Raw genomic sequence first — 12,414 nt, 5'->3', positions numbered from 1 at the left:
CGTACCATAAACCCCGTAGTGACTACAGAGTCAAACCTATGAGCGCACGGCCGCTGACCATCGGATTCCTCGCACGGGCAACCGGCACCAATATCGAAACCATCCGCTATTACGAGCGTGAAGGCTTGCTCCCGCCGCCTGAACGGACGCAGGGCAATTACCGCGCCTATGAACCCAGCCACCTGCAACGACTGGCCTTCATCCGAAAAGCGCGTGACCTGGGATTCTCGCTTACTCAGGTTCGGACACTGCTATCGCTATCCGATGACAAAACCCGCTCATGCGCCGCCATCGATGAGATAGCGATGGAACACCGAAAAGCTGTCGAACAGAAGATCCGAGACCTTCGGGCCCTGAAATCCGAGCTCGACAATCTGATCGATCAATGCAGCTGCGGTACCGTGGCCGAGTGCCGCATCATCGAATCACTGTCGCCTCCCCCTGTTGCCTAGCCGCCGATCGCAGCCCATCCAACCTCGAACTCGGATCTAGGGAAGGGTTAGCCTGGTGTGCGCCCTCATCGCCGCTGTCGAGAGTTAATTAACTTCGAAGCCAGTTTCCATTTGAATAAGAAGGCTGGGCGAGATTTGGTTTATCCACGTTAGGCATCGCGGATCTCTGAAGTTTGGATTGGGCCAACCACTTCATTGAACTTGGGCATGCAGAAAAAAAATGCCTCGTGCTTCGGTCCTTGGGCCTTAGTCCTCTCCTCCAGTCCACAACCCGGCAATCAGTTGGCGCGTTTGTCTCAATATGGTCTCAACCTTGTCTCACGCCTGTCGCATTTGTGTCTCGCAACAGTCTCACATGTGTCCCATTTGCGTCTTATGTATGTCTCAGAGGTGTCTCAACACGTAGGGCCGGACTGCGAAATTGGCGAGAATTGGACTGATGAATACAGCAGAAATCCGCGTAAAGCGGCCATTCTTGCGGCCCACGGCATTTGTGCGTGCTTCGTTGTCAGACAAAAGAAAACGGCCGACCGCAGGGAAAACCCAAAATAATCAAAGAGATGACAGCACCCGAAGGGTGCGTCCTGTGTGGTGGCCTTAAGGGGCCCGGCGCCGCCCCTGGCGCCGGGGACTTTAAGGGCACCTGTGAGCGTCCGGGGGACGCTCACGAAGTCCGAAGGACGGCCCCACCGGCGCAGCCGGTGGGACTGGACGCCCCGATCAAAACCCGCCGTTCATCCAAAGCAAAAGGCCGCCCTAGGGCGGCCTTTTGCTTTGGCGGATGTTGAAAGTCAGTGCATGCCAGCAGGAAACGCCAGCGGCCTGACGGGCGGCTGTTGACGCTGAAGCGCTTGCCAGAGGTCATAGTTGGCCTGCATTGTCATCCATGCCTGGGCGGTGCTTGCCCCGGCTTGTTCCAGCCGGACAGCGAGGTCCGGGCTGATACCTGCATTGCAGTTGAGGACACGGGACAGGGCCACCCGGGACATGGCAATCCGGTCAGCCGCTTCGGCGACGGACAGCCCGAGTGGGGCAATAATGTCCTGCCGGAGAATTTCGCCGGGATGCGGAGGGTTGTGGATCACGGCTATCTGGCCTCCATATGCTCAGTCCCACCGGCCTGAGTAGACAGGTCGGAAAAGTTGCTGATCCGCACCGATCCATCCGGAAAACGGGCGACCACATCAAGCTGACCACCCATCGCCTCGATGTGGCTGCGCAGCGTCGAAATGTACATGTCCGTCCGCTTCTCCATCTTGGCGATGGACGGTTGCTGTACGTGCAATATCTCGGCCAGGACCTTCTGCGACAGGCCCCGAGCTTGACGCAATTCTTGGAGCGGCATGTCTCGGAGCATTTCGGCCGTGGCGGCCTGGGCGCGAGCCTGAGATTCCGGCGACATGGCCGAGCGGAGCGTTGAGAATTTCTTAGCCATTGATCTGCCCTTCCTTTCGCAATTGTTCCAAATGATCGTCGTACAGCTTGTCTGCTCGCGGCACGAATTCTTCATACCAGCGGTCCTTCCCGGTTTTGTCACCGCCTATGAGCAAAATGGCGGTTCTCCTGGGATCAAACGCATAGAGCGTGCGCAGCGGATGGCCGCCCGCCTGTGTCCGAAGCTCGCGCATGTGTTCGTGTTTCGAGCCGTTTATCCCACTCGAATGAGGAAACCCAAGCGACGTGCCTCTTTCCTCCAGAAGGCCGACCGTAGCGGCCACTGATTCCTGCTCGCTGACCGACAAGGTGTTCCACCAGTCTTCGAACTCGTCCGTGAACTCAACTTCCCAAACCATCAGTTCCCCGCCTCGGTTGTTTGCTCGATTATAACCTAGAGGGAATATTCCATCAAGGGAATACCCAGGAGAAAATCGATGGTCATACGACCGACGGGCGGGCAATGCCCGCCCGTCCGCACTCGCTTCTAAGTTCCCCATCCGCCCGGGTGCCCGAGTGGGACTTACGGCTCCATTTCTCCCATCGGGTGTTCCACCGCCATTGCGACCTGAAGGGGTTGGACGCGCATCAGTTCAGGCACCCAGCCCTTCCCTTCCAGCAATTGCTCGGCTGCTGCGGCGGCCTGGGCCTTCTTCATCGCCAGCAGCGGCTTCGCCTGCTCGGCATCCATCGCCTCGGTGACCACTGCCGCTATTCGATCCTTCGACACATGGGCAAGGTAGGACTGCGCGGTCGGCTTCCACCACTTGCTCATGTCCAGGCCAATCACTTCGCCCAAGCGGTCAAGGTGCCGGGGTTCCTTCCCATAAGAATGGCTTTGGCTGCGGTATATCGAAACGCTGGACAGTACGGCCAGCAAGTCGAGTAGGTCCGTGAGCGACTGCTCCAACAGCCAGGGCAGTACAGCCGCACCGTCCTCGGGAATCTGATTCGTGACGGCCTCAATCTGCGCCTGCACTGCTGCCCACGCCGGACTGTCCTTGATGCTCTCGTCCGTCTTCGCCAGCTCGTAATGCGCTGTCCGCATCGAAACATCGAACGAGTCTCCGGCGCTGCTTCGGCGGCTGCTGTCGAAGTCGCCAAGCATCTGCTCGATGAGCAGGCAAAGCGCCAGGGTGGGACGCATCATGATTTCGGCCTGTAGGGCAATGACGCGCTGTGCCTGGAGTCGGTTGGTCAGCGCCTCGGAATGCACGGGGCGCGTCAGGACCGGGGGCAGGTCCACGCCCGCCGTCGTCTGGCCGTGGCCCTCGTCGCTGCGCATGACCTGGGCCACGGCCTCGCGCTCGTCCTGGCGGATCAGGCCACGGGTGACGGTCAAGTCGCCGTGATAGTCCAGGTGCACAATCGCTCCGCACAGGGCTTTCAGTTCAACCGGGTAGTCGAAAAGCTCCGCCCGGATCTCCCGAATTTGTCCTTCGTAGCCGCGAATGACGCCGCGACGCTTGTCCAGGTCGGCGACGTCGTAGCCCTCAATTTCTTGCAGTTCAGCAAGCTTCGTTCGCGCAGCGTCGATCTTCTTTTGCAGCCCGTCGAGTTGCTTGGCTTGGGCCTTGTCCGGCTCTTGGTAGGAACGCTGAATCTCGCCAAAGGGCTTCTTGTCGGGGTGCTCGAACGACAGGCGGCACTCCACCCACAACCAACCCTCGGCCTGCACCGCCTTGAAAAGTTTGGAACGCTGCATCTTGGCGTCGGCCATGCTGCGCACCTTTTCCGGGTCGGCCAAATAGGCGTCGTCCTCGAAGAGGTCGCGGCGGACTTCTCCGCCCGCCTTCTCGTAGGCTGCGACGGTCACGTACCGCGCCACGGGCGAATCGCCGCGCATTTCGGTTTCGGCCAGCAACCGGCGGATGCAGTAGTCCCGGTTCCAGGTTTGGCCGGCCGAAGCCTTCCATGCCGCCTCCTGGCGGGCGTGGTCCGAAACCGACGCGAGCGCCTGCATTTCGTCCATCTTGATCTTGCCATCGCGGAACAGTTGCATGAGCGTGGGCGACACGCTGCCCAGCGCCAGCAGCTTCTTTACGGCCGATTCCGATGCGCCATGCGCGGCGGCGATTGCCGCGACCGTCCAGTTGTCGGCGCGCAGGCGCGCATATGCTGTGTACACGTCGGCCGGGTGCATCGCCTTGCGCCCGATGTTCTCGATCAGACTGGCGTGGTGCGCATATTCGCCTGGGATCACGAGGCACGGGACCGCGTAGTCGGCGGGAAAAACGCCGTCTTCGATCAGCAGGCCGAGGGCCGTCCAGCGCCGTCCGCCCGCGCACACCTCATAGGAGCCATCCGGCGCTGCGACGACAACGAGGTTTTGCAGCAGCCCGCCCATCGCCTGGATGGTGGCTTTCAGTTCCAGAATTTCTGCGTCTTGTTTGCGGTCCTGCGGGCTACGCGCTTGATACGCTTCGCTCAAACGCAATTGCGAATGAGGGATATCCATGCGCGTGGCGGCGGCGTGGACGGCGGCGAGTTCGTTGGAATCGAGTTTCATGATTGGGGTTCCGGTCGATATCGAGATCAGTGCAATTGGGCGGGGACTTCGGGCGCGTCGAGCGCGGCGATGAGGGCGGTAAGCTGGCGCATCGTCATCGCGGGGATGCGAAAGCTCAGGCCCAGCCGGTGGGCGCGGCGCATGTCATGCGCCAATCTGATAAAGTCGTGGTTCATCACGGTTCTCCTTTTGACGGGTGGGTCGAGGTGCAAGCCCCTATCGGTTGCAGCCGAGTAGGGGCTTTTCGTTTAGTAGCCGAGCCAGTTCAGCAGGTCGCGCCCGCGATACAGCGGCTGATCGCCATGGTCGGCAAAGAAGTCTTGGGCGTTTGCTTGGTGGTCGCGCAGTTGCAGCACTACCTGCAACCGCGTCAAAACGGCTTCCTCGGCCGTCTCTCTGTCGCGCAACCCGTCCGCGTCGACCACGCCGGTATCCAACAGGTCGGCCAAGAGTTCGATGAGGTCGGGGCGATGGCCAGTCCAAGCAACGAACTCGTTTTCAACTGCGACAGTCACGACGGGCGCAAAATCAAAGCCATTACGAGCCAGCGCGGTCCCGTAATCCATGGCGCTGCGTTCGGCGTACTGAACGCCGCGCTGCGCCAGGGCGGCTTTGGTCAAGGCGCATTCAGCGCCTCCCAGGACGGTGTAAAGGACGATAGTCGTATCGGTCGTGTCCTGTTCTTGGGGTGCGTTCATGGAAAGCCTCCTTTCGTTGCGCGGATGGGTTGTCGAGGGGTTACTTGGCAGCGAGCGCCAGGACGTGCCCGCCGCTCAACTTCTTGGCGAAGTTCCAGCCGCTTGTCCAAGCTCCGACCAGAACGGGCACGTCTGCCAACAGCGCGGGCATGTCGGTCTGTTCGTGGCCTGCCTTGCATTCTTCTTCGCCCAGGCTGAAGGCCATGTCCATTGCCCGCGTCCACAGCAGCTTGCGGACCTCTTCGCGGTGCCGATCTTGCGACCGAATCCACATATCCAGCACGTCCACGCCGCGCCGGTCTTGACGCGCCTGCGCACCGAGCAATTTCTCTATCGCCAAGGCCACAATGTTGGTATTCAGCGTCGCGTGGTCGTTCATGTTCGTTTGCTCCAAAAAGAGAGGTCGCACGCCACCCGATCCTGAAGAAGTCGTCCGAGCGTGGGTTTGTTGGATTTGGTTGTTCATGGTCTTTCCCTCCGCGTTGTTCGCATCCGTTCCTGTGAGGCCTGTCCGTGCCGTCCGTGACCGCGGAGGGACGACTGGAAAGGGCCGGAGCAGAGGCCGCATGCGGAGCGCAGCCGTAGGCGAGCACCGAACGGGTGAGCACCGGACCCTTGGAGGGAGGAACGCAGTGGTACGGTCGGCGTTTTAGGACAGGGCTCGCGGGGACGGATGCATTGCGAGAGACAGGGCGGCGACACCAAAGCCAGGCGCGCGCCGAGCGCCCTACCCGCGCGCAGCGCGGGTCATACTGGCCGCAAGGCGGCCCGCAAGCGACAGCGCGCAGCGCCGGCAGGCGCGAAGGCGTGAGCCGACCGGAGGGAGGGAAGGATGGAAGCCCCGAAGGGGGTGAGACTGGCGGTGTTGGCCAGGCTCAACGCGAAGCGCGAGAGCCCGACCCGCAGCCGCAGGCGTAGGGGCACGCCCAGGGGTGAACTCTGGATCTGAAAACGACCGGCGCCGGCGTTCAGGCCAGGCCGAATACCATCAACTTAGTGCTGAGAATCCGTCGACGGCGGCAGCGAAACGTTCAGACGATCTAGGGCCTTGTTTGCCCGATCCCGCGCCTGATCGATGAGTTGATGCTGGCGGACGATGTAGTCAAATAATTCTTTCGGACGATGCTCGGCTTCTACCAACGACTGCTCGTTGATGATCCCGATGCACATTTCAATGCACTCGTCGCAGATCGTGACCTGATCGTTGTCACCCCGGGCAACCAGCTTTCGCACTTCGTGCTGGGACTTATCGCAAAACGAGCAGTGCAGCACTGGCGGCCGCTCCTTGGTCCGGCGTTTCTTCTTCGGCTCATCCATGTCGGCACCGTGCCAAGGGTCGCGAGGCACGCAATCTAGCACAAGCGGAGGCAGTCGGGATGCGTGTTTATCCTACTGGCGTGCGCTTTCTTTCGTGGCATTCTCGAAAAAAAAAAGCAGCCAAAGTTTCCAATCGGAGGAGAATTTTGGAAGGCACGATGGTTATCCACGGTGTCCGGGCCACGTATAGGATTGTTCGCTCGGCAGACGCCAAAGGGTTCAGAGCGGAAGTAAAGATCGGCGCCAACGGTTGTTGCATGTGTGTCGGCGGGGCCGATAAAGTATTCGCCAATGAAACATCAACTCGCAGAGCAGTCCAAGAGGGAATCACTGTTGGCTTCATGAAACAAGTAGCGGGAGGCGGAGCGCTTTAGTACATAGCGCCGGCGTATGCCGGCGCCGTGTTTTCTACCCTCGGCGATGATGGTCCACCATGCCGGCCAAGTACGCGGCCTCTAAAGCCGCGCGCAACCGGCAAATAGACACCTCGTAAAGTTCCAGCTTGGCGCCTGCGGGGCAATCCAACGTCTCCAGATTCAGAAGGCGGCTGGCAATGTCGGCAATGGCGGCGCGAGCCGCCATGGAAAGTTCAACCATGGCCATGGGGCTCACTCCGTGTCTAGCTCGCCCAGCACCTGGCGGGCGAGTGCGTTGAGGTCGATTTCTGACCTGGCAATTGCCTGCACTTCATCCAGCGGCAGGGATTCGATAAGCGCTGCCATGCGGCGCTCGTTTTCGCGGGCGGCCAATGCCGGCCAAGCACCGTACTTGGCAATGGCCGACAGGCCATCAGGGTTGTTTCGTCCGTAGCCCTGCAGGAAGGCGATCAACCCTTGCGTCATTGCGTTGTCGTCCCGGCTCATGCTGCGATCCTTTCTTGACGGGCGAGTTGCAGGCGTTGCGTCGCGGCGGCGTGATACTTCGGGTCCATTTCGATGCCGTAGAAGCGTCGGCCGACCTGGCGGGCGGCGACGCACGTGGAACCGGAGCCGGCGAACGGGTCCAGCACAATGTCCCGCGGGCGGCTAAACGACTCAATCAGCGGCGCCAAGCATTCGACGGGCTTTTGCGTCGGGTGGTGGCGGTTGCCGCTGTACTTCCATGGCATGACGTCCGGCAAGGGCTCGGCCGGCAGCGCCGGCTGACCCTTGGCCAGCAAGTAGGCCGACTCGTGCTGATACGCCAGAAATCGCGCCTTAGATTGGTATTGCTTCGCAAACACGAGGTGGCCGACGACGCGAAAGCCGGCGGCGCGCCAGGCGGCAAAGAATCGGTCTACGCGGTTCCAGCCGTAGAACGAAATGCAGAAGGCGTCATCGCGAAGGACGCGGAACATCTGTGCAAACGCCGGCGCCAGCCATTCGTCGGTACGATCGTTGGCGATGCTCCGGCCGGAGCGGTCCACGTAGTTGACGAGGTATGGCGGATCGGTCAGAACCAGATCGACGCAGCGATCGGGCAAGGTGGGGAGAACGGACAGGCAATCGCCCAGGACAACACGACTCATGGTTGGCTCCTTGCGTGCAGCAATGTCAGCCGATCTGCATTGCACTGCACGGGGCATGCGGGCGCAGCCCATGAGAGCGCGGTCAAGGGACGTGGAATAAATAGTGAGCGCAGCGAACGGTTTATGCCGCGAAAGCCCTTGAAGATGGGCCGCGGCTACAAAGCCGCGCGCGCCGCGGCCCGGTCGTCCGTGCGGGAGGGGGATGCGACTGTGTGCTCCGTGCAGTGCTTGTTGGTCTGCATGTGCCGAAGATGGCGCGTCGCCGGCGCGCCAGGCCCCGACAGGGGCCACTGCAACCTCGCTAGAAGAGCGACATCTGGCCAGCGGCAGCAGCTTGGCGGATGGCCTTCGGAATGGCCAGCAGCGGCGCATCGATCTCGGCCGATGTACTGTCGGCCGCGACCTGGTCGACATCGACCTCGTCAATGTCCGCCGGCGCCTGCAGGAGCGCTCGAGCGCCCTCTTCCGCTTCGCGACGGCGAAGCCGCGCGCGCCAGCCGCCCAGGATATGGGCAGGCGTAAACCACTGCTCGCGGCACTCGCCTGTCAGGCCGTTGCCGTGAATAACCAACGCCGGCACGTGCAGCAGCGCGAGTTGGATGAACGTCATGTGCACGCAGCGTTGATCGATGTCGATCGCGGTCGCGTGCATGCACTGTTGATAGTTCAGTTGCGCATCGTGCAGCGCGTGCGCAGCTGCGATCAACATGCCGCCGGCACCGCAGGCCGGCTCCAGTACCCGTACGAACCCCTGCGCGTTCGTTTTGTCGACCAGCGCCTGGCAGTTGCCCATCATCATGTTGCCCATCAGGCGCGACACCTCGTACGGCGTGAAGAACTGCCCGGCGCCTGCGTTGCCCATGTCCAGCATCATGAACGTGCTTCCCAGGACATCGCCAAAGTCTGCCGCCTCAACGCGTAGTTCGTAGGACATCACCAGGTGCGCGAACGCCTGCACGAGCAGGTCGAGTTCGGCCCGCTCATACTGAGCGATCACCTGAAGGTAGCGCTGCTCGCGCACGTCGCGCTGCGCGAGGTCCGCACGGGCCAATGCGATCGCGCAAATCTCCACCCAATCGCTCCAGACGCGATCGATACCACGGGTGTACGCGACTTGGCGCAGCAGGCCGACAATCTCCTTCTGGTGGGCGTCGGTGTTGTTCAGAAAGCGACGCTGTTGTGCATTTGAAGTTTTGGCCATGTGGTCTCTCCGGTTGCCAGGGCGGGAATGCCCGGAACTTGAGAGGCACGGCGCAGCGCAGCGCTCAAGTGTCGAAGACGGCCGCGGCCGCAAGCGCTGGCGGCACAGCCGGTAGCGCGCCGCACTTGAACGCGAGAACGACGTGGCATCCTGACCGGGAAAGCAGACCCGCCACCCCGTATGGCTTTCAACGGTCTTCGTTCGAAGCGCACGCGTTCCCGTGCAGCGCCGCTTAGCAGGGGCTGAGCGACGATGGCCTAATTGCGCGCAGAAGAAAAAAGGCCCGCCGAAGCGGGCCGGGATGGCGTCAATCGATCGCCGCGAAGATGGCGTTTGCCTCGGCGTGTTCGCCGGCGAAGTCGCGCAGGGCGTGGTACTTCTCGACCAGGTTGTCGCTGGGATACTGACCGCACAATTCGCAGAGGGCGTAAAGCGTGGCCACGATGCCGGCAGCGTCTGCCGACATGGTGCGATCGCACCAGTTCATCGGCCATTCGATGCGAAGTTTGTCGTAGTCGGCCGGCGCCATGTAGAAGCCGTTCGGGATGTCGTAGTAGTGCCAATAGCCGCCCGCGTACTCCTTCGAAAGACGGTCGAGCCAGTTGTAGACACTGATCTCGCCGCGCAACATCAGGCGGCGCCCGAACGCCTTGGGCAGAAAGTCCATGCGATCGCCATCGGGAACCAGGCGTGCGACGGAAAGAGTGGCTTGGGTCATGTCGTGCTCCTCAGAAGTAGGGCCCGGCCGGGTGGCGGGACGGGAGCACTGGCGCCCTGCGGAACAAGCGCCGGGGGCAAGGGGACGTGGAATATAAAGCGAGCGCAGCGAGCGGCTATATGCCGCGAAAGCCCCTTGCCCGCGGTGCGCGCAGGGCAAAGATGCGCCCAAGGCCTGACACCAGCGCCAGGCCCGGCGTTGCGGATCACACGAGCTGGCCCTACTCTGCAAAAAACGTGATTCCGCTTCCGCTTATGAGGCGGTCCATCCCGTAATGCCGCGGCAGTATGATCCAAATGCGAATTCGGACCCGTCAAACTCCTCAGGAGCCGCAGGCAAATTAACCATGACGACACAACCAAGCGAACTTTCAATAAACACGCTCTTGCTAAAACGTCCCCCGGGCACGGCAGGCTTCATTAACGAAGCCCTTGACTATTATCCAGGGCTTGGATATCAGCTCAAAGCGCCCGACGACTTGCTTATGCACTGCGAAGGCAAGTTGTGCAACGGTGAACGGTACTTTGAACTAGCGACGGACGAATGCGATAGAGATGTCTCCGCTTCTATCCCCTCGTACCCGCGACTCGCTTACCACTGTGCAAATTGCGGTGACACACGAAGAGTTTTTATCTTGGAAGTGATTCGTACCGACACCAAGGCCGCGGTAGTTTCAAAGGTGGGAGAACGACCGCCGTACGGTCCTCCGGTCCCTTCAAAACTTATGTCATTGATCGGCCCCGAACGAGAGACCTTTCTAAAAGGGCGCCGTTGTGAAAACCAGGGCTTAGGCGTTGGCGCATTCTCCTACTATCGGCGAGTGGTGGAGATGCAGCGTGCAAAGATCTTCGACGGAATCATCGCCGCCGCAGGAAAGTTAAAGATGGAGGCGGGAAAATTGGAGGTACTTCGGGCTGCGGCGGCGGAGACTCAGTTTTCGAAGTCGCTGGAAATGGCGAAAGATGTCATGCCCGAACAGCTACTCATCCAAGGCCATAGTCCTTTGAAATTGCTACACGCAGCACTGAGCCATGGCGTCCACAATATGACGGACGAGGAGTGTCTTGAACGGGCTGAGAGCGTACGGGTGGTATTGGGTAACCTAGCAGAAGCGGTAGCTCAGGTGACAAAGGACGAAGCCGAGCTCACGAAAGCAGTGAGCGTGCTGCTTAAGCTGCGCACGCAATCTTCTTGAGATGGGGTGCACTGACATTACTTTCCCACTAGACATATGGCATGCTTCCATAACCATGAGTCGAAAATTCCATTGCCTGGATGCACAGCTGGGCGAATTTGGGCCTCGGACCTGACACCAGCGCCAGGCCCGGCACTGCAGGTCAGGGCATGATGCCCTTCTCTGCGAACGAGACGATCCTGCTGCCGGCCACGACCAAGTGGTCCAGGACGTTGGCGGCGCGCGGGTTCAGGTACATGATGCCGAACACTTCGTGCTCCAGACTGAGGTTCAGGCGCAGCTGCAGGAACTCGCGCACGCGCTTTGGCGAATCCATGTGTTGGCCCTGCTGGATCTCCTGCAGGACGACCTCACGTGCCGCAGCGAGGATATCTTTCGGCGCGGCCGGGCGCACCGCGCCAGCGGAATCCTGCACGAAGAGCGCGCCGACGGCGTGATCGATGGTATTGAACGCGATGGAATGCTGCATTGCTGGATCTCCAGTGCCGGGCGGGATTGCCCGGCGATCCTGGGATACGCTGCAGCGGAGCGGTCAAGTGGCCTGCCGGCCCTGGCGCAAGCGGCGCCGGCGCCGCCGGCGTTGCGCAGCACTTGACGGCGAGAACAGCGTGTCACAATCGCCAAAGACGCAAGACTGCCCTCTCCCCCTGGTGGGTCTCCTGCAGGACGGCATGCCCGAGCCTATACTGGCCGGACATCTGCATTCACAGAGGTGATCGATGTGCGGTCGAATCGTCCAGAAGTCGGGTCCGCTGGACTACGTTGAGCGGATCTTTACCAACCAAAGCCAGATCTTCGCGGACCCAGCGGGGCCGCGATTCAACATACCCCCGGGCACGCGCCCGCTCACTTTGCATCGCCTGACTGAAGGCACCGAGGCCATCGCCAGGCTCCCCTGGGGTTACAAGCGTCCCGATTCCAAACACTTCATGAGCAATGCCAAGCTGGAGACCATCCTAAAGAATGGGTGGCCTTGGCGCTTTCTCATCGGAGCTGGCCGCATCCTTGTGCCGGCGGACGGTTGGTACGAATGGCCCGTGCTGGCGGACGGTACCAAGCAGCCCCACTACAGCCAGGGTCATGGCCCGCTCTACTTTGCCGCATTGACGGCCTGGTCGCCGGGCGCGCCGCTGGATGCCGCTCACGGCTTTGCGATCGTGACCAACGACACCAAGGGCGGAATGGTAGACATCCATGCGCGGCGTCCAGTCGCCCTGCCTGCGGACATCGCGCAACGCTGGATTGACCCGTCAATCTCGGCCAGAGATGCGCGGGATCTGCTGCACGAAGACGTGCCCGAGGACGCTTTCACGTGGCATCCGGTCCGGCAAGAAGTCGGCAATTCGAAGTATCAGTTGCCAGACGCCATCGACCCAATCTGAG

Annotated in this window: 17 protein-coding genes; 3 read left to right on the top strand and 14 right to left on the bottom strand. The window is 61.1% G+C overall.

Translation table 11 applies throughout. The features are described 5' to 3' along the window. Positions 1-38 precede the first annotated feature (38 nt). Positions 39-452, top strand: a complete 414-nt coding sequence (locus tag B3098_RS18060) for a MerR family transcriptional regulator (protein ID WP_152385251.1) — start codon at positions 39-41, stop codon at positions 450-452. A gap of 791 nt (positions 453-1,243) precedes the next feature. Here B3098_RS18060 and B3098_RS18055 read toward each other — a convergent pair. The 13 genes from B3098_RS18055 to B3098_RS17995 all read right to left on the bottom strand — a co-directional run bounded on the left by B3098_RS18055 (position 1,244) and on the right by B3098_RS17995 (position 9,836). Continuing rightward, entirely contained in the window at positions 1,244-1,534 is a 291-nt protein-coding gene (locus B3098_RS18055) for a HigA family addiction module antitoxin (RefSeq protein ID WP_217618834.1), read from the bottom strand. Positions 1,535-1,539: 5 nt separating this feature from the next. Beyond that, on the bottom strand, positions 1,540-1,887 hold the full coding sequence (locus tag B3098_RS18050) for an XRE family transcriptional regulator (protein ID WP_152385253.1): 348 nt from the start codon (positions 1,885-1,887) through the stop codon (positions 1,540-1,542). Further along, complete coding sequence (locus tag B3098_RS18045; RefSeq protein WP_152385254.1) at positions 1,880-2,245, bottom strand: type II toxin-antitoxin system RelE/ParE family toxin; 366 nt, start codon at positions 2,243-2,245, stop codon at positions 1,880-1,882. The genes B3098_RS18050 and B3098_RS18045 overlap by 8 nt, the downstream gene beginning before the upstream one ends. A gap of 164 nt (positions 2,246-2,409) precedes the next feature. Further along, complete coding sequence (locus B3098_RS18040) at positions 2,410-4,395, bottom strand: ParB N-terminal domain-containing protein (RefSeq protein WP_152385255.1); 1,986 nt, start codon at positions 4,393-4,395, stop codon at positions 2,410-2,412. A 26-nt stretch (positions 4,396-4,421) separates the two neighbouring features. Next, entirely contained in the window at positions 4,422-4,571 is a 150-nt protein-coding gene (locus B3098_RS18035) for a hypothetical protein (RefSeq protein ID WP_162876433.1), read from the bottom strand. Positions 4,572-4,643: 72 nt separating this feature from the next. Next, complete coding sequence (locus B3098_RS18030) at positions 4,644-5,093, bottom strand: hypothetical protein (RefSeq protein ID WP_152385256.1); 450 nt, start codon at positions 5,091-5,093, stop codon at positions 4,644-4,646. Between the two features lie 40 nt (positions 5,094-5,133). Beyond that, positions 5,134-5,559 (bottom strand): hypothetical protein, encoded by a 426-nt coding sequence (locus B3098_RS18025; RefSeq protein WP_152385257.1) that lies wholly within the window; start codon positions 5,557-5,559, stop codon positions 5,134-5,136. Positions 5,560-6,086: 527 nt separating this feature from the next. Continuing rightward, the gene (locus tag B3098_RS29185) at positions 6,087-6,410 is read right to left on the bottom strand and encodes a ClpX C4-type zinc finger protein (protein WP_152385258.1); all 324 of its coding nucleotides are present in this window, start codon (positions 6,408-6,410) and stop codon (positions 6,087-6,089) included. Positions 6,411-6,818: 408 nt separating this feature from the next. Continuing rightward, positions 6,819-7,013, bottom strand: coding sequence for a DUF6900 domain-containing protein (locus tag B3098_RS18015; RefSeq protein ID WP_152385259.1), 195 nt, complete (start codon positions 7,011-7,013; stop codon positions 6,819-6,821). 5 nt (positions 7,014-7,018) lie between these two features. Beyond that, positions 7,019-7,273: a hypothetical protein gene (locus B3098_RS18010; protein ID WP_152385260.1), complete on the bottom strand. Its 255-nt coding sequence runs from the start codon at positions 7,271-7,273 to the stop codon at positions 7,019-7,021. Then, positions 7,270-7,917 carry a DNA methyltransferase gene (locus tag B3098_RS18005; protein ID WP_057287135.1) on the bottom strand — a complete coding sequence of 216 codons (648 nt, stop codon included), beginning with the start codon at positions 7,915-7,917 and terminating at the stop codon, positions 7,270-7,272. Before B3098_RS18005 ends, B3098_RS18010 begins: the two co-directional genes overlap by 4 nt. Positions 7,918-8,218: 301 nt before the next feature. Further along, positions 8,219-9,118, bottom strand: a complete 900-nt coding sequence (locus B3098_RS18000; RefSeq protein WP_152385261.1) for an N-6 DNA methylase — start codon at positions 9,116-9,118, stop codon at positions 8,219-8,221. Positions 9,119-9,425: 307 nt separating this feature from the next. Next, positions 9,426-9,836, bottom strand: a complete 411-nt coding sequence (locus tag B3098_RS17995) for an antirestriction protein (protein ID WP_152385262.1) — start codon at positions 9,834-9,836, stop codon at positions 9,426-9,428. A gap of 346 nt (positions 9,837-10,182) precedes the next feature. Between B3098_RS17995 and B3098_RS17990 the strand changes: the two genes are divergently transcribed. After that, positions 10,183-11,031, top strand: a complete 849-nt coding sequence (locus B3098_RS17990) for a hypothetical protein (RefSeq protein ID WP_152385263.1) — start codon at positions 10,183-10,185, stop codon at positions 11,029-11,031. Between the two features lie 142 nt (positions 11,032-11,173). On the opposite strand, the gene B3098_RS17985 is transcribed toward B3098_RS17990, so the two are convergent. Continuing rightward, complete coding sequence (locus B3098_RS17985; RefSeq protein WP_152385264.1) at positions 11,174-11,500, bottom strand: hypothetical protein; 327 nt, start codon at positions 11,498-11,500, stop codon at positions 11,174-11,176. A gap of 250 nt (positions 11,501-11,750) precedes the next feature. Between B3098_RS17985 and B3098_RS17980 the strand changes: the two genes are divergently transcribed. Beyond that, positions 11,751-12,413 carry an SOS response-associated peptidase gene (locus B3098_RS17980; RefSeq protein ID WP_152385265.1) on the top strand — a complete coding sequence of 221 codons (663 nt, stop codon included), beginning with the start codon at positions 11,751-11,753 and terminating at the stop codon, positions 12,411-12,413. The last annotated feature ends 1 nt before the right edge of the window (position 12,414 follow it).

This window comes from Achromobacter sp. UBA2119 (genome assembly GCF_002331005.1).
Lineage (GTDB): Bacteria > Pseudomonadota > Gammaproteobacteria > Burkholderiales > Burkholderiaceae_B > Achromobacter > Achromobacter animicus.
The sequence above is the reverse complement of the archived record's forward strand: the minus strand, read 5'-3'. Positions and strand labels throughout refer to the sequence as shown.